Genomic DNA, 17,944 nt, shown 5'->3' with positions numbered 1-17,944 from the left:
TATCACTAAGTTACTTAACTTAATGACATTGCACATTGGGCTCGTCATTTTTGTGTTTTCAGATAACATCTGGCCCCACTTTCATCTTTGCGAAAAAACAAATAAACATATTGCGCAAATTTCGACAAATAACTACAATAATTATTATGATACAACAAAATTAACCATCGAAAATTGAACCGATGGTTCTATATTTTTCGAGGTCCTATCTCTTTTTTCAGAATTTGTTCAGAATCGTTTAGTACAATGATCACATTCTTTTTATTCCGATAGGCACTACTCAGAAAAATCAGGAAGAGGTATTCACTTGAACTACTTAAGTACACGCAACAAGATACTTGTCACAGCTACTGTGATTATGTCTTGTATTTACGTCATTTGGCGTACATTTTTCACCATTCCTTTCGGACATGGCCCTCTCGCCGTAACCGCAGGTCTTGCCCTCCTCATTGTCGAACTTATAGGTATGTTCGAACTGGCCGTCCATTTTTACAATATGACCCGGCTCGAATATCCCGAACTTCCCGTTGTTGACGAAGCCTTATATCCGGATGTGGATGTATTTATCGCAACTTATAATGAACCCACTTCGCTTCTGTTCAAAACGATTAATGGCTGCCTGAATATGGATTATCCTGATCGCTCCAAAGTACATATCCATCTGTGTGATGACTCCAATCGTCCCGAGATGCGGGAACTGGCTGCTCATCTGGGCATCAACTACCTTACGCGAACAGAGCATGTACATGCCAAGGCGGGTAACCTAAACAATGCCATGAAGCATACGTCTTCCCCGCTAATCGTCACCTTTGATGCAGACATGATTCCGAAACATGATTTTCTGACGTCGTGCGTTCCCTATTTTCTGACCGGAGAAAAAATTGGTTTTGTGCAGACACCACAGAGTTTCTATAATCCCGATCAGTTCCAGTACAATCTGTACTCCGAGAACCGGATACCGAATGAACAGGATTATTTCTATCGAGACGTACAAGTGGGTCGCAACAAATCCAACTCCGTCATCTATGGCGGAACAAATACTGTACTCTCCAGACAGGCACTGGAAGACGTCGGCGGTTTCTATACCGGTTCCATTACAGAGGATTTTGCCACTGGTATTGAAATGCAGAGCAAAGGGTATCGCTGCTTCGCTACCAATAAAGTACTGGCCTCCGGACTTGCTCCCGGTGATCTGAAAAGTCTGATCAAACAGCGTCAGCGCTGGGCGCGCGGTTGTATCCAGACAGGTAAAAAAATGAACCTTCTCTTCAAAAAAGGACTTAGTTTTGCGCAAAAACTGAACTACATTTCTTCCATTACCTACTGGTACTCCGGGTTAAAACGACTGCTGTACATCATGTCACCCATACTGTTTGCCGTGTTCGGCGTTCTGGTTGTGAAATGTACCATTCTGGAGATTCTCGTGTTCTGGTTGCCGATGTATCTGTTGACCAACACCTGTCTACGGATGTTATCAGGCAATATTCGGACCACCAAATGGACCAATGTATATGAGACCATTTTGTTCCCTTCCCTTCTGCCCGCCGTCATTCTGGAAACTCTGGGCATCACGATGAATAAATTCGTCGTTACCCGCAAAGACGGTGCGCAAAATGATGATCGGAACTATCAAATTAAACAGATGATTCCTCATCTGATTCTGGCGGTACTGTCCCTTATCGGAATCGTGAATTGTATTCATTGGACATTCAGTCAGGGAACGATTGGTTTCCTCGTTGTACTGTACTGGTTGTTGATTAATTTCTACAACATCATGATGTCGATCTTCTTCCTGGCTGGACGCAAAGTGTTCCGCAATCACGAGCGCTCAATGGCTACCGTGGATTGCACGCTCACAACGGAAGGTGAGACCATCTCCTGCATCACCCACGATCTCTCGGAAGGCGGCATTTCCGTCATGCTGGATACACCGAAGTACATTCCAAGTGATATGGAGATTGGCATTAAACTGGTGAATGATCGATATTCAAGCGAGTTTACAGGCAAGGTGATACATGTCGCTTCAATCGGAAACCGTTGGAAATATGCTTTTACGGTTAAGGATATCAAGGAACAAGAGCAGCGCCAGCTGCTGCACATCATCTATGATCGCGAACCTACACTGCCTCAGAAGCTGGACAAGGATATTAGTACATTTGAAGACATTCGCCTGAATTTTGTACGTCGGGGTCAAAGTGAGTTCATGTCCAACCGGAAGCTGGCTCGAATTGCGCTAAATCGCGAATTGAAAACGCCAGATCATGGAATCGTGACCTTGCTGGATTTCAACTATGAATTCGTCCTCGTGGAGATGGAGTCTCATGATTTGGTCAATAAGATCCAACTTCCGCTTGGCGAAGACATCTCACTGGAATGCGTGTGGGTGCAATCCCTGCGTGACAAACGAGGCGATCTGTACCGTGTGACCAATATTCGAGATATTGCTCGCAACCATCAGATGCCAACCTTGGAAGCTCTGCTGAAACAGTGGAATAAGGAACATAGCCAGTTGGGTAAAACAGGCCCTGCATCCCAGGGCAAGAACAACATCTCTCCAGACGAACTGAACGAGATGGCTTATCTATAGAGCGGAGGCAAGAAAGCATGATCAAGAAGTGGAAACAACTGACGCTTGTCGCCAGTCTTGTTGTGTTATGGAACGTGTATCCCATACAGGCTGTTCAGGCAGAGCAGCTCAAGGTGAGTGGGAATACACTCCATGAATGGAACAACGGAGCCAAGGTAGACGCCAGCGTTGATAACAAAGGCAGTATTCAGATTAAGACCTCCACGCAGGGGCTCAAAAAAGGATACTATTCGGCTTACGTCTATGAGCTGCAGAATCGAGACTGGTCAGGCTATGGGGCTTTGACCTTCTCCATCCGCAATGAATCGGACCGAAAGTTGCCTCTTAATATCGTACTGACCCGAGCGGATAAAATCTCCCTTACTGTGTCTGATGATCGAAACGTCATCGTAGTCGAGAAATCAACCGGACAGGCTGAACTGGTTCGCCCGATATCCGGCCTGATCGCGTTGGAACCGGGGTTTGTCGGACAGATCCGCATCCCCTTTTCCAGCCTAATGGTCCAGGACAAGGCCAGCACGGCAGGCCAGGTGAATTTGGGTAAAGTCATTGGCTGGGGCATTACAACCACAACTCCCGAAAACGCCAAGCTAAGCTTCCGCATCGGCAATATCAAGCCGTTATCCAAGAAGCAAGCTGTGGTGGAGAACGGGCTCACCACCTTGCAAATGACTGGTGACGAACGTGTGGTGAAGCCTGTAGCTGGGGAATCCATTGTCCAATACGGTGTTGAATCCTTCTCAGAAGAAAAGCCCAATGTAAAATTCCAGCTCGACACCCCCGTACAGGGAGTATCCATTACACCGGATGGACTGCTGACGCTTCATACCGATGTCGATGCTGAGCGAGCCACCATACGTGCACTTGTGAATGACAAATGGAATCTGACAAAGACCGTCATGCTGGATCGCTCTTCGGCCATGAATGTTCAGGAGAAAGACGGAACGCCACGTTCTATTCCTGACCCATCTGACGTTACCAAAGTGCTCAGTCCTGCGGACCCACTGATGAAAACATCGGTGGGATGGTTTATTCGACTCTTGTTAATAGCTGCCGGAATCCATGGACTCGTCCTCTACTGGATGTGGAGAAGACAACGGAATACCCAGGGCGCCAGAAAGCGACGTTCCCGGGATGATCGACAGGCACGGCGACCTTTTCGCATGTAAACGACCCTTGCAGACTAACTCGCATCCTGAGATGCGGGTGTCTGTCTGTTTTACTTGAGCCTGTTGCATCAATAGATACAACGTGCTCCCTTATATGATCCTCAAGGAGGAAAGGCAGTGCTCTTTTCCAGTGTAATCTTTCTATTTTATTTTCTGCCGCTTGTGCTGGGGCTGTATTACATACTGAGATTCTCGGTTACGGCCAAAAACATGCTGCTGCTGGTTGCCAGCCTGTTCTTCTATGCATGGGGTGAACCGTGGTTTGTCCTCATCATGCTGGCCTCCATCTGTTTCAACTATATTTTCGCCCTGCTTGTGGACAAGTTCAGAGAACGACGGAATGCCGCTTACATCATCATTACATTGATGCTTATCGTCAATCTAGGTATGCTGTTCGTCTTTAAATACATGGCTTTTGCACTGCGTATTATGAATGAAAATACCGGCTTTGGATTAAATATTCCGAATATTGCGTTACCGCTAGGAATCTCGTTCTTCACCTTCCACGGAATTTCCTACGTCATCGATGTGTATCGTGGACATGGTGCCGTGCAGAAAAACCTCTTTTATGTGGCGCTTTATATTTCCTTCTTCCCTCAGCTCGTTGCCGGACCGATTCTGCGCTATAACACAATTGCGGATCAGATGGTCAACCGTAAGGAGAGTTGGGACAAGTTCGCACTGGGCTGCTGCCGCTTCATTGTGGGTCTGGGTAAAAAGGTGCTGTTATCCAACAGCATGGCGATTGTCGCCGATCACATCTTTAGTATGGGTGGCACCTCGGATATTCCGGCAAGTCTGGCATGGCTTGGAGCCATCGCCTATACGTTGCAGATTTATTTTGATTTCTCAGGATACTCCGATATGGCGATTGGTCTCGCCCTCATGTTCGGGTTCAAGTTAGAAGAGAACTTCAGATATCCGTACATCTCCCGGTCCATCACTGAATTTTGGCGCCGCTGGCATATCTCGCTGGGCACCTGGTTCAAGGAATATGTCTATTTCCCGCTCGGAGGATCACGTGTCACTAACAAGGATAAAATGATTCGCAATCTGCTCATCGTCTGGGGACTGACTGGCGTGTGGCATGGTGCGGAGTGGACATTTGTAGTCTGGGGATTAATTAACTTCGCATTCATTGCGCTGGAGAAAATCTCTAACTTTGATAAAGGTACACGCTTCAACCCGCTGCGGCATCTCTATGCCATGTTCATTGTGGTCATCGGGTGGGTGATCTTTCGTTCACCGGATTTGCTGCAAGCTGGCAACTATCTGGGCAACATGTTTGGACTGTACGGTAATGGATTCTGGAGCGAAACGACTTGGATGTTCCTGAAGGAATACGCGCTCTTCTTCATTCTGGGCATTCTGTTCTGTATGCCGATTGCCACGCGAATGAACAAACTGATGGTCGACGGCGCACGTTTCAGCAAACCATTGGAACTGGTGTACCCGGTCACGATCATCGTTTTATTTCTGGTCTGTGTATCGTATCTGGTCAAAGGTACATACAATCCGTTTATATATTTCAATTTCTGAGAGAAGGCACAAGCATGCACAACTTTTTTGCCAAAAAGAGAATCACGGCTTTCCTCTTCATTCTCGTGCTCGTGACATTCTCTGTTCTGAATATTATCCAGTCCTTCGGGCCGATCCAAAAGACGCTGGCTTCAGCGGACTATCATTATTCTGAAGCCAAAGAACTGATTCACGAACTGGATGACGACATTAATGAACATGTTTTTGAGAAATTCGGCTTCGTCGAAGCGTACGGATATATGCAGTCACTCATGTGGAAGAACGAGGAGAACAACTTCGAGGTCGTAAAAGACATGGAGGGCAAGCTGCACTATACCTACTTTGCTACAGGGCCGACGGATACGAAAGAACTGTCGGATCGGGTTGCTGCGCTGGGAGCACAATTGGGCCCCAAAACGAAGCTGACCTATGTGATGACACCAGACAAATACGTACGTGGGTATACGCAGTTCCCGGAAGGCATTCCTTACAATTATAACAACGAAACAGCCGATGGCTTTCTGGCCAATCTCCAGCAGGATGGCATCGATACGGTGGATCTGCGTGAAGGTCTGTTGGAAAGTGGCATTCCGGCAAAGGATCTCTTTTTCACTACAGATCACCACTGGAAAATCAAGACCGCGTTCTGGGCCTTTGGCCAACTCGTGAATCATCTGGACGGCATGTACGACAAGTCGCTGGACCCGGAACATTATTTCACGGACTTAAATAACTATAATGTGGTTCCGTATCAGGATATTTTCATTGGATCACAGGGTCGAAAAGCTGGGAAATACTTTGCTGGTGACGATGACTTTGACCTGATTTATCCGAAGTTCAAAACGGACTATTCCTTCTATTTCAAGACCGGCGAGACGGAAGCCACATTGAACGGACGCTTTGAGGATGCTCTACTTACGACCTATCCGCTGAATGTGCAAGGAGCTACCTATGATCTAACCTCTGATAAGTACTTTACGTACCTGTACGGAAATCAGGGAATCGTTCATGTGGTGAACAAAGACAAACCGAACGGACTCAGGGTGCTGTTCATCAAGGACTCTCTCGCAGTGCCGATGATCTCCTTCCTGTCGACCGTCGTGTCTGAGATTTACCTGATTGATCCACGGTATTATACGGGAGACATCGTGGATTTCGCCAGCAAAACCGACCTAGATCACGTCTTTGTGTCCATATCGCCGCAGGATCTCGTAGATGAATTTTTCCCTTACGGATCGAAAGATTAACCCGGTGAAGGATCATTCATCTATATAAAGTCGAAAGAAAGGGTACCCCACAGCCAATGATCTGGCAGACAGGGTACCTTTTTTTTAATCCAATAGAATCAGTTTCGTTCACGCTTCGCCTTCTGTTCCTTATAATATTGCAAAACGTCACGCGGGCTGCCTTGAAACGCTCTTTCCTGGCCATATGAATACGCCAGATCCAAATTAGCAAAAGCCTCATCATGCTGCTCTAGCCTCATGCAGACTATACCCAGTTCAATCCACGGCCCGGTGTTAATATCCGAACCTCGGGTTTGCAGTGCTATTTCAGCCCACGGCTTCGCCAGTGCGTACTGCGCCAGATCCATATGTGCATTCACGTGACAGGAAGCGATCCAGCTTGCTATTTCCCAGTCGGTCTTCGGCTCGGGCAACATCCACCAAGCCTGATCATAATAGATCAGGGCCTGCTCATGCTGCTGCATTTCATCGAGAACATTGCCTGCTTCTACCGTTTCGATAATTTGTCTCTCCAGTTCGGGATGCTCCGGCGTCAAATCTTTCACTCCGTAACCTCCTTCTCCAGTTCGAAATACCATTCCAGAAAGTTATTGAAGCTCGCCCACTGCGGTTTACTTTCACCGCTCAGGAAACGTTCGATCGATTCACCAAGCTCCACCAGAGCCACATCTCCCGTTTGGCGGTTATAAAAGAATCCACCCTCGCCCTCAAAGCTGTCCAGCGGTATGTAGGCTTCTGGCAATCCCAACGTGAGTTGAGCCACCGTCATGTCCTCCAAATATACGGTGTTTTCCATAACCCAGCAGATCTGATAGATCTCCTGATGTCTGCTGTAAAATGTCGGACCATCATCAGCATGCAAATAAAAATGAGCAAACTCAGATTCAAGATCAATACCCAGTTTACGTAAACCTTCTTCATACTCTGCTGGCACATCTTCATGCCACCAGCCCTGATTTTGACAATAATCAACCACTTTATTGGATAACATATTAAGCCTCCTAATGAATAGAACATGCTGCAGCCATGATGAGTAAACCCTCTGGTACTAGTTTATATTTATCTATATAACGATATAACCTGGCCTGTTATCCGTTAAATCACGACAAAGGTTTAACAGGTATCCATACTTGAGGAGGAAGACCCTGACCTCGGTATACCTCAAGTTCCGGAATTCCCGCATGCTTGTAAGGAGTGGCTCCGAACCATTCGCTCATAATATACTTCCACAAACGTTGTATCGCTTCTGGCGCCAATTCATTGGCTTCAAACACCATCCAGTGGGACGCGGGAATCTCTATTGAGAACAAACCCTCAGGCACTTCCCCGGAGTGTGAGGTTGCGATCCAATATTCCATTTGATCGCTGTGTAATTCCCTCTGATCTATACAAATGCCGACCAAACCGGAGACGGCCCCGTTATTAAACTCGTTTAAACGATTTTCTATTCCGTCCGCCAAAGCTTCCTGCCACATCTTTGGAATCTCTCTCAAATTCTCGCCATCCACACAAGAGAACGTTCTTTTGATGCCTACGAAAGTTAGGGACTGCTGTTCAATCAAGTTATCTTTCACATTCATAGAATGGGCTCCTTTCAGATCAAGTGCAGAACGATATGGAGTGTGGTTGCCCATCACCCATTCATGAAATAATTGGTGAGCACTGCTGGCATCCGGAGCCATGAAGAGATACGTTCCCTCCACCTCTCGGCGGCTCAGCTTGGAATCAAAAAGCTCCCTATCCTCTTCTTCGTTCAAAACAATTCGGTACGTCCCATCTTCCTCTCGGAAACCGATCGCGTACACATTCGTATTTTGTTTATAATATCCCAGCTGCAAAACGGCTGGTTGCTCTTCTGCCATTTCCCCTGTGGAGGTCGGATTAGGGAACTCCTCGTCAAATCTCTCTTCTTCCAGCACGATGCCCTTAAAGAAACCATCAACCACTCTGCCCAGACGATCCACCATGAGATTTGCATATTCATAGGGAAACTGTTGGATCTCGTACACGTCCCGATCCGAATGATGCCATTGCAGATGCTCCATGATTTTGGAATACGTGAAGCTAACGGCGCTCGCCATTTCCCGATCCAACGGCTGGGCTGCGGTAAGACGGGTCAATTCCACAATACTGTTCACATACTTCCAGAATAACAACTGGTCGATGCGCGCTTCCTCGTGCAACATGTACAAAAAGGTATTCTCCTCCGCACGCGCATTGCGCAGCAGTTCCTGAAGCGATTGTTCCATATACAATATATCCTCCCGGGTTTTACTATAAATACTGTATCAAAAGAGCAAGACGATTGGAAATGGGTTCATGCATAACCAACCTCAATTTCCTTATTCTGGTGCAACTTTACCTTCATTCTTTCGTCTAATGATTGACTAACAACGAAGGAGATGACTATGCGAATAAGTTGCAGTCCCGGTTTCCCCAGGAGCATGATTGGGTCAATTGACCTTCAGCCTACCAAGTTTAATATGGGTGTTTCCAGCAACAGCGAGATTTCTCATCATGTTGATCCTAAACTCATTGCCATTCCCTATGTGGATGATCCTGAATTCGGTTCTTACTTTGATGCGATGAAGGTGATGAAGGGAACGTACCAGGAAGAGTTTCACGTAAGCTATGATGTGGAATTTACGATTGATGTGGATAAAAAGGGGTATATCACCCAGTTCGAGCATACCTTTGCACTGGATCGTTACCTTGATCTTGTACGGACACAGTCCTATAAAGTGATTAAGACGAATTGGAAAGGTCATTCCTTCCATGTCATGACCTACAGTTATATGGAGGAAGTGTGTAATCCGAACAACGTAATCTTCAAATGTAATAATGCAGAGGATGTTTTCGTCGTAACTGAACTTGTCCCCTATTCTGTCGGTGGTGTTGTGGTGCAACCCCATAATCGTTACTTGCACCTTCGTGCATTAATCTCCGCGCGGGATGATCTCTACCCGATCGACTATATGTGTGAGCCTGATTTCGATCTAAGCATCGAACCATAACTTCTACATCATTTGAATACAGCAAAGAGCACAAAGCGTTCCTGACTTACTTCGGACCACCTGTGCTCTTTTTGAATATAGGTTCAGTTCACCAAAAAAATCAAATTTCAGGGGTGGTTATATGGATTTTCGAGAAGAAACACCCGAAGAAAAAAGAGAACGTTTGAGACAAGAAGAATTAAAGGGAAACCCTATGGGTACGTTCGGTGATAGCATAAATCGTGCTCAATTTGGAAGCTTCGCAGATTTAGTTGGCGGTTTGGGATGGAAAGGCACCGGAATCCTCATTATATTATTGGTCATAGGGTATGTAATTTATAAATTAGTGTTCTAATAAGGATGGATAGAGATAACTATGCATTCTTCGCTATTTGAATAAAATAAGCGTATTCAAAACTTACCATCGAATACGCTTATTCGTTTGTAGAAAATACTCAACCATTTAAGCACTCAAATCCTTCTTTTCTTCCTTTGCCACCAGCTTCTTGTGCTCCCACTTCTCAATCCAACCCCCAACCCGGATGAAAAAGAAAGCCACCGCCATCGAAAAGGTCACAATTCCGTAGAAGCCGGCGCCCGTGCCAATACCGACCCCACCTGCAAATAGAATCATGGCTGCAGATGTCAAACCTTTCACTTCAAATCCGGCCTTCATAATGAGCCCTGCTCCGAGAAAACCAAGGCCAGAGACGATTTGAGCCGCCAGACGCATCGGATCCATCATCGTTCGGTTGTGCAGTTGTCCGTACACTTCAACGCTCTCAATGGATACGATTGTAATCAGTGCAGAAGCGACCGTGACAAATGTATACGTCTTTACGCCCGCCGGTTTGTTCTTATGAGTCCGATCGAATCCGATTAACAGCCCGAGCACAGCACTGATCAGAATTCGAACATAATATTCAAAAGGTACAGAATTGCCCATCCAGGATGTAAACGTTATCATATTTAACCTCACTACATCCGAAACTCATTCTTGCTAATTCTTGATCGAGGAACAAGAGTTTCTCTCTATTATTTTGCTAGGCACGATCCTGTTATTCTCATACGTTCCTTCCAAAATACCTAGCTTATTCATGAGCAGCCTTACCGACTGAACACCCAGCTCAGATGGTTGCAGATCCATTCCCGTCAAAGAAGGCCTTACCTGGTGCATCATGGATTGATCACCGCAGATTACAAACAAAGAGATATCTTCTGGCACACGAAGACCCGCGTCGTTGATGGCATTAAGGGCGCTAAATGCAGTACGGTCGTCGTCTGCGATAATGGCCGTAACCCTCTCCGTGTGGTTCTTCACATTATGAAGTGTCTCATCATAACCGTATTTAATATACTTGTCTGAATGAATACCCGGTTTATAATGAATCATTCCGGGCTGGACCATCACACCATGCTCCTGCAGCACACGGATGAATTCTTCCGTACGTTCAATGGAAACAGTCATCTGCTCCCCAGCGTTCAGAAACATGATGTTCCGATGCCCCAGTCCAAGCAAATAATCGCAAATATCGCGGATAACCTGTTTATTATCGTTATTGACGGTAGAAACACCCTGGAGTCCCTTGTTAATAATTTTGCCGATCGTGACGAACGGAATTTCATGCTGATACAGCAAATTGATCCGGTCATCCTCTTCTGTAGGTCCCAGCACAATGGCCCCATCAATAGGATAGCTCGCAAGCGAAGGTGTCTTCACCTCTTCGGCAGCAATCATGTCCAGAAGCACCCGATATCCGTAATTGGAAGCTTCCAGAATCACACCATTGATAAACTGATTATGGAACACGCTGAAAAAGAATTTGCCGTGCGGAATCGTAAGCCCGATCGCCATTGTTTTCTTGGTGACCAAGCTTCTTGCAATATGATTCGGCACGTAATTCAATTCCTTCGAGATTTGCATCACTTTCTCGGTTACCTTTTTGCTCGTCGGCCTTTTCTGGCTGAATACGTTGGATACCGTTCCCTTGGATACACCCGCCAGACGGGCTACATCATCAATCTTTGCCATTAGGAACAACCTCTCCTCAACACTAGTTCGATTTCGTCCTCGCGAGTTCAAAGATGACTGATGGTATCGTCAGGTTCATGTCGTTGGTTAGGATGTCCTGGATTGAATCTCATCCTCAGTCTCGATTGGAACGCCGCGAAGCTGAAGCTGCTCTGCATAATGACAGGCAGCAAAATGATTATATCCTACTTCACGGAGTTCAGGAACGTGCTGGATGCATTTATCCGTCTTATACGAGCATCGGGGATGAAAATGACAGCCGCTTGGTGGATTGGCCGGATTCGGCACTTCCCCCTCCAGTATAATTCGTTCTTTTTTAAAATCCGGATTCGGTTGGGGCACGGCTGACATTAGCGCCTCCGTATAGGGATGCTGAGGATTCGAGAACAATGATTCCGTTGTTGCCAGTTCCACAATTCTGCCCAGATGCATAACAGCTACTCGGTCGGAAATGTTCTGTACGATGGAAAGATCATGCGAGATGAAGATATATGTGATCTTGAATTGCTCCTGCAAATCTTTGAGCAGATTGATAATCTGAGCCTGAATCGATACATCCAGAGCAGAGACCGCTTCATCACAGACAATCAGTCTGGGTTGTGTAATCAGCGCACGCGCAATGGCTATCCGCTGCCGCTGTCCCCCCGAAAATGCATGTGGGTAACGTTTCAGGTAACTCACATTCAGACCTGTTTTCTCAGCAATTTCCATCACCTTCGTCTCCACTTCAGCCCTGCTCAGCTTAAAGTTCGCAATCAGCGGTTCAGCGATAATATCGAATACGCTCATTCGGGGGCTGAGTGAGGAATACGGGTCTTGAAAAATCATCTGGATGTCCTTGCGATATGCCTTGATCTCTTTGCCCCTCAAGTTTAGGTAATTCACTTCTTTTCCATCTTCCGCATGATAGACTACACTGCCTGAAGAAGCATCCACACCTCTAACGATACAGCGTCCGAGCGTTGTTTTTCCACATCCGGATTCCCCGACAATACTGAGCGTCTCCCCTTCAAGGAGTTCAAATGAAATTTCGTTCAGAATATGAACGGGTTTTGGCTTTTTGAACAGGGCTTTTTTGGATTTGACCTGAAAGCTTTTGTTCAGATTTAGGACTTCAAGAATGGGTTTGGTCATTATACTTCTCCTTCTCTCTGGTCCGCGTACAAGAAACATCTGACCATATGCTGGTCGGAAATCGCGGTTTTCGGCACAGCTTGTTGATTACATACACCTTCAATCCTGTCCTTGCAGCGATCATAGAATCCGCACATTGGAGGCATGTTGATCGGCATCGGAACAGAACCTTCGATGGAATCCAGCCGTTTGCTTTTATTCCCTCCCAGTCTGGGCATCGATTTAAGTAACCCTTTCGTGTAGGGATGCTTCGGATTGTTGAAGATTTCCCTCATTGGAGCCTGCTCAACAATTCTCCCGAGGTACATCACCGCAACCTCATCACACATCTCGGCGATAATACCCAGATCATGGGTCACCAGCAGAATGGCCATGCCAAATTCCGCCTGCAGGCTTTTCATAAGTTCCAATACCTGAGCCTGAATAGTCACATCGAGCGCCGTCGTGGGCTCATCCGCAATCAAAATTTCGGGGTTACAGGACAATGCCATGGAGATCATCGCCCGCTGACGCATACCTCCCGAGAATTCATGCGGATATTGATCGAAACGCTTGGCCTGATCGGAAATCCCGACTTTGCTTAGCATCTCTAACGCGATGTTTTTGGCCTCTTTCTTGTTCCTCGTCTGATGAATTCGAATCGCTTCCATGATTTGATTCCCAATGGTATACATCGGTGAGAAGGCCGTCATCGGCTCCTGAAAAATCATCGAGATTTTGCGGCCGCGGATGGAACGGATCTGCTTGCCCGTCGGCTTAAGAGACAAAAGGTTCAGACCATGGAGAGTCGATTCCGAGTCGGAATTGTAAGTGATTGTTCCACTCGTTTCACATTCCTTGGGATTGATGCTGATGATCGATCGACTTGTCAGGCTTTTGCCGCAGCCCGATTCCCCTACCAGCCCAAGGGTTTTGCCTTTGTATATATTGAAGTCGACTCCATCCACGGCATTCATGACGCCATTTTCCATCTGAATCCGAATCTTCAGGTCTTGAACGGACAGTAAAGGTTGCTCCTTATCAACAGCTTGAGTTGCCATGCTATCCCCTCGCTTGCCTAGTATTTTGACAATTATTTTTTGTACGGATCAGCCGCGTCTCGCAAGCCATCGCCGATGAAGTTATAGGTCAATACAGTCAGAATGACAAAAGCGAGCGGAATGAGCTTCCATGGATAAAGGGCCACATTTTCAATTTTTTGCGCCTCCTGAAGCAGCACACCCCAACTGGTTGCCGGCGAACGTACGCCAAGACCGAGAAAGCTCATAGCCGTCTCACCCAGAATCATGCTCGGAATCGCCAAGGTTGTTGCCACGACCAAATAACTCATGAAGCCTGGCAGCAGGTGTTTGACAATAATCTTTGCGTCCCCTACACCAGCGATCTTTGCAGCTATTACATAATCTTCATTCTTCAACGAAATGAACTTGCCTCTGACCACCCGTGCCAGATCCGTCCAGCCAATAAAAGCGAAGATGATAACGATGTATAAATACATCGTCACTACCGGAATACGTGGCGGAATTGCAGCGGACAATGCCATCCACAACGGCAGCGTCGGAAAGGAACGGATGATTTCGATAATGCGCTGAATTAAGGAATCAATCCAGCCGCCGAAATAACCAGAGATGCCTCCAATAATTAAGCCCAGGATAAAGCTAATGCCTACGCCGACCAGCGGAATGCTCAGTGAAATTTGACTGCCCAACACGATCCGGGAGAACAGGTCACGACCCATACCGTCCGTACCCAACAGGAATATCCGCCCTGGCTCATCTACAGCGAACAAATGCGTTGACATGGGGATCAGGCCAAGAAACTTATATTCTTCTCCCTTCACAAAGAACTTGAAGAAATGCTTTTTTTCGGTATCCGGGACAAACATTTTACGCAATGTTTCGGGGTCACGCTCGCTCTTCAATTCATATACAAACGGCTTGATATGATACTTGCCTTCAGCATCGACAAATCGAAGTCCCATTGGCGGTGCATTAACATATTTGCTGTCATAGCTTTGCAGCCCATACGGCGCGATAAACTGTGCAAACAGCGCAATGATGTAAAATGCGCCCAGAATGTACATGCTGATCCGGGCCAACTTGTGTTTCTTGAATTTCTGGTATATCAGCCTCCACTGCGAGCTGTATACAGTATCTTTGGGTGCTGTTGTAACGGGGACTTCCGGCCTTTGACCTTTAAATAACGGTAGTGGTCTCATAATTAGGATCCTCTGAACTCTGTACGTATTTTGGGATCAAGCCAAGCCAGCAAAATATCGGAAATCAGTGTTCCGAGAACCGTCAGCAAAGCCATGATCAATAAAAAGGTTCCAGCAAGATACATGTCCTGACCGAGCAATGCATTATGCATGACTGGACCTTGAATCGGCAGGTTCAATACGATTGCTGTAATGGTAGCGCCGGTAAAGATGGAGGACAGTGACCAGCCAAAGGTACTCACAATAGGATTCAAGGCTGCACGTGTCGGATACTTGAACAGGATTTGCATCTCTGATAAGCCCTTGGCGCGGGCTGTAATGACATTCGGTTTGTTCAACTCGTCTAGCATTTGTCCCCGCATGATCCGAATCAAATCCGCAGTACCCGAAAGTCCGATAACAATAACCGGAATCACCATATGCTGCATTAAGTCTTTTACCTTGTCCATGGACCACGGCGCATTCACGTATTCGTTGGAGAATAAGCCGAGCAATGGATTACCGAACCACTTATAGGAAAAGAACATGAGAATAATGGCTAACAAAAAGTTGGGCGTTGCCATTCCGATAAAGCTCAGGCCGGAGAAAAAATAATCGCCCGCAGAATACTGCTTTACCGCCGTATAGATCCCAACCGGAATCGCGATTATATAATGGAAGGCCATTGTCACCAGCGAGACGACCAGAGTCAGTCCCATATACTGCTGAATCACCGCCATCACCGGTTTGTTATAGTTGAACGAGAAACCAAAGTCGCCATGCAGAATGATTTTCTTTACCCAGACGAAATATTGTTCATAGATTGGCCGGTCGAGCCCCAGATTCGCCCGCATGTCATCCATCTCAGCCTGGGTCATGATATCGCCGGAAGCGGACATCTTGGCCGAGTAGGAGGATACGTAATCGCCAGGTGGCAATTGAATAATGTAGAAGACGATAAAGGAGATCACAACAACAACAGGAATGGCCAACAGGATTCGTTTTAAAATGTATTCAAACATCTATTCCTCTCCTCTGCACCTCGTGAATGATACAAAAGGAAACAATAGCAAGGATAAGCCCCTCCTCACTATTGTTTACCTGAATGCTTCACCAGCTATTGCTTGATGAAAAATTGTGCCGGATGGCCTTGACCCAGCGAGCGATACTCATCGGACCAGATGAGATCCGTAGGGATGTTATGAATTTTATTCGAGGCTGTAATCAGCACCGGAGTTGGTCCCGCATATCCGATTACCCATTGATTCTTCTGGTGCAGTTTCACAATCTCATTGCTATACTGATTGATTTCATCCAGTGTCTTGCTTGCTTTCACTTTTTCCCAATACTCAAGGATCTTAGCGACATCCCCTTCAGGCTTGACACCTTCCTTGCCGCCAGATTGGCTGTATAAGCCGTAATGGCCGAACCATGGTGTGATAACACGGAGCGGAACCATTGTATCCGGTCGGAAGGCTACGTTGACGACAGAAATATTCTCGGTAGTCATCGGAATCTTGTTGGCATATTTCATATCAAAATGAGTGCCTCCGTCAACCACTTTCAGGTTCGTTCGCAGCCCCATATCCTCGTAGTATTTCTTAAGCAATTCAAGGAATGGTGCTGTATCGGTCGTATTCTCAATCACGGTAAGAGTCAACTCGGATCCGTCAGGGTTCAGACGGAAGTTGTCTTTATCCCGCTTGTTCAAACCTAACTCGTCAAGAATTTGGTTAGCGCGTTCAGGATCGTATTCCGCCCACTGCTGGGCCCACCCTTCCTGATAGCCCATTACGCCTTCCGGTACGGAAGCTTGAATCGGCTCTCCCAGTCCACTGGTGACAATCTCAGACACCTGGTTACGATCCACCCCAATGGAGAGTGCTTCCCTGAACTTGATGTCCTGGAACAGTTTGCGGAGATTCGGATCTTCCGTAGTCTGGTTTAACTGTACTCCCGCGCTGGACCAAGCTGGTTGTGTCCAAGGGATAATACGGTAGTCACCTTTTTTCTCATTCTCTTTCAGTACCGTGAAGTCTTTGGAATCAAAGATCACGAGGTTGTAATCACCGGCAAGCGTTCCAAGTACCTTTTGGCTCGGATCTTGAATCTTGGTCGCTACAATCCGGTTAATATACGGAAGCTGTTTGCCTTCTTTATCTGTTTTCCAGTAGTACGGGTTGCGCTCCATGACAAACTGATCGCCGTTAGGATCATTGGTTGGCACCCATGCTCGGAGTGTAGGAATCTGGTAATGCAGCCAATCCGTATACCCGGTTTCCATCAAGAATACTTTGGGATCTTCATAGCCCCACTGCTTCGTAATCTCCAGTGTTTTGGCATCCCCAACGAACTCAGGAAGGATGGTTTTGTGAAAGTGTGCAGGAGCGAAGAACCATTTGTTATCGATGGCCACACGTTCCAGGAAGAGCACACTTGGATATTTGTGAGTTACGGTAAACGTGTAGTCATCCACCTTCTTCACTTCAGCCAACGCTCTATCCCCGGTAACAGGGTCAACGGAATAATAAGCGTCATAGATCTTTTTGCCAAAGGTCTCTTTGGTCAACATATGCTCCCAATAAAAGAGAACGTCATCCGCAGTGAAAGGAACACCGTCAGACCATTTCATGCCTTCTCGCAAATGGATGGTAAACACGGTGGAATCATCATTCACTTCATAGCTCTTGGCTACGTTTGGCTCAACCTTGTTTCCTTCCTTGTTAAAACGGAACAGCGCTTCCTCTGTCGGTTGGCCTATCCCCCACTTATCAGGAACACCAGTCCAAGGCATGTTCCAATCTCCACCATATTGCCCGATTTCCTCGACGACCTCTTCAACCATAATGTCTTTGGAAGCCGGCAGGCGCTCAGCCAGGGCAGGCAATTTACCTTCATCGACAAGCTTTGTCAGCATCGGGGCTTCTTTGGCACTGTTGTCCGTAACAACAGGTTCTTTCACTGTTGATTCCTCATTTTCGTTGTTAGACGAAGATGCGGAGCATCCCCCCAGTATTGTCGTGATTAGGACAAGAACAATTAACAAGTTGCTTTTCCTTTTCAAGCT

The 17,944-nt window shown here is 46.6% G+C and carries 16 protein-coding genes; 6 read left to right on the top strand and 10 right to left on the bottom strand.

The features are described from left to right. Positions 1-307 precede the first annotated feature (307 nt). The 4 genes from ACDJ58_RS03075 (at position 308) to ACDJ58_RS03060 (ending at position 6,521) form a co-directional block, all read left to right on the top strand. Positions 308-2,587 carry a glycosyltransferase gene (locus tag ACDJ58_RS03075; RefSeq protein ID WP_413375389.1) on the top strand — a complete coding sequence of 760 codons (2,280 nt, stop codon included), beginning with the start codon at positions 308-310 and terminating at the stop codon, positions 2,585-2,587. 17 nt (positions 2,588-2,604) lie between these two features. Continuing rightward, the gene (locus ACDJ58_RS03070; RefSeq protein WP_413375387.1) at positions 2,605-3,756 is read left to right on the top strand and encodes a hypothetical protein; all 1,152 of its coding nucleotides are present in this window, start codon (positions 2,605-2,607) and stop codon (positions 3,754-3,756) included. A gap of 117 nt (positions 3,757-3,873) precedes the next feature. After that, positions 3,874-5,295 (top strand): MBOAT family O-acyltransferase, encoded by a 1,422-nt coding sequence (locus ACDJ58_RS03065; protein ID WP_413375385.1) that lies wholly within the window; start codon positions 3,874-3,876, stop codon positions 5,293-5,295. Between the two features lie 14 nt (positions 5,296-5,309). Beyond that, positions 5,310-6,521: an alginate O-acetyltransferase AlgX-related protein gene (locus ACDJ58_RS03060; protein WP_413375383.1), complete on the top strand. Its 1,212-nt coding sequence runs from the start codon at positions 5,310-5,312 to the stop codon at positions 6,519-6,521. Positions 6,522-6,619: 98 nt separating this feature from the next. Here ACDJ58_RS03060 and ACDJ58_RS03055 read toward each other — a convergent pair whose 3' ends face one another. From ACDJ58_RS03055 to ACDJ58_RS03045, 3 genes are all read right to left on the bottom strand, one after another. Then, on the bottom strand, positions 6,620-7,066 hold the full coding sequence (locus ACDJ58_RS03055) for a hypothetical protein (RefSeq protein ID WP_413375381.1): 447 nt from the start codon (positions 7,064-7,066) through the stop codon (positions 6,620-6,622). Continuing rightward, the gene (locus ACDJ58_RS03050) at positions 7,063-7,512 is read right to left on the bottom strand and encodes a hypothetical protein (RefSeq protein WP_413375379.1); all 450 of its coding nucleotides are present in this window, start codon (positions 7,510-7,512) and stop codon (positions 7,063-7,065) included. The genes ACDJ58_RS03055 and ACDJ58_RS03050 overlap by 4 nt, the downstream gene beginning before the upstream one ends. A 109-nt stretch (positions 7,513-7,621) precedes the next feature. Next, positions 7,622-8,770, bottom strand: coding sequence for an effector binding domain-containing protein (locus ACDJ58_RS03045; protein WP_413375377.1), 1,149 nt, complete (start codon positions 8,768-8,770; stop codon positions 7,622-7,624). Between the two features lie 195 nt (positions 8,771-8,965). Here ACDJ58_RS03045 and ACDJ58_RS03040 point away from each other — a divergent pair, with 195 nt between their 5' ends. Beyond that, positions 8,966-9,535, top strand: a complete 570-nt coding sequence (locus tag ACDJ58_RS03040) for a hypothetical protein (RefSeq protein ID WP_413375375.1) — start codon at positions 8,966-8,968, stop codon at positions 9,533-9,535. Positions 9,536-9,656: 121 nt separating this feature from the next. Beyond that, on the top strand, positions 9,657-9,869 hold the full coding sequence (locus ACDJ58_RS03035) for a DUF6366 family protein (RefSeq protein ID WP_413375373.1): 213 nt from the start codon (positions 9,657-9,659) through the stop codon (positions 9,867-9,869). Positions 9,870-9,977: 108 nt separating this feature from the next. Here the strand turns inward: ACDJ58_RS03035 and ACDJ58_RS03030 are convergent, their stop codons facing one another. The 7 genes from ACDJ58_RS03030 to ACDJ58_RS03000 form a co-directional block, all read right to left on the bottom strand. Continuing rightward, positions 9,978-10,481 (bottom strand): MgtC/SapB family protein, encoded by a 504-nt coding sequence (locus tag ACDJ58_RS03030; protein WP_079697238.1) that lies wholly within the window; start codon positions 10,479-10,481, stop codon positions 9,978-9,980. 33 nt (positions 10,482-10,514) lie between these two features. Beyond that, on the bottom strand, positions 10,515-11,546 hold the full coding sequence (locus ACDJ58_RS03025) for a LacI family DNA-binding transcriptional regulator (protein WP_413375371.1): 1,032 nt from the start codon (positions 11,544-11,546) through the stop codon (positions 10,515-10,517). Between the two features lie 87 nt (positions 11,547-11,633). Then, positions 11,634-12,680: an ABC transporter ATP-binding protein gene (locus tag ACDJ58_RS03020; RefSeq protein WP_413375369.1), complete on the bottom strand. Its 1,047-nt coding sequence runs from the start codon at positions 12,678-12,680 to the stop codon at positions 11,634-11,636. Then, positions 12,680-13,720, bottom strand: coding sequence for an ABC transporter ATP-binding protein (locus ACDJ58_RS03015; protein ID WP_413375367.1), 1,041 nt, complete (start codon positions 13,718-13,720; stop codon positions 12,680-12,682). The genes ACDJ58_RS03020 and ACDJ58_RS03015 overlap by 1 nt, the downstream gene beginning before the upstream one ends. A 32-nt stretch (positions 13,721-13,752) precedes the next feature. Next, positions 13,753-14,898, bottom strand: a complete 1,146-nt coding sequence (locus ACDJ58_RS03010) for an ABC transporter permease (RefSeq protein WP_413375365.1) — start codon at positions 14,896-14,898, stop codon at positions 13,753-13,755. 2 nt (positions 14,899-14,900) lie between these two features. After that, positions 14,901-15,899, bottom strand: a complete 999-nt coding sequence (locus tag ACDJ58_RS03005; protein ID WP_024631276.1) for an ABC transporter permease — start codon at positions 15,897-15,899, stop codon at positions 14,901-14,903. A 95-nt stretch (positions 15,900-15,994) separates the two neighbouring features. Then, positions 15,995-17,839, bottom strand: a complete 1,845-nt coding sequence (locus tag ACDJ58_RS03000) for an ABC transporter substrate-binding protein (protein WP_413375363.1) — start codon at positions 17,837-17,839, stop codon at positions 15,995-15,997. Positions 17,840-17,944 lie beyond the last annotated feature (105 nt).

The sequence above is a fragment of the Paenibacillus taichungensis genome (genome assembly GCF_047302525.1).
In the GTDB taxonomy this organism is placed as follows: domain Bacteria; phylum Bacillota; class Bacilli; order Paenibacillales; family Paenibacillaceae; genus Paenibacillus; species Paenibacillus taichungensis_B.
Note: the sequence above shows the minus strand (reverse complement) of the source record. Positions and strands in the feature narration are given on the sequence as shown.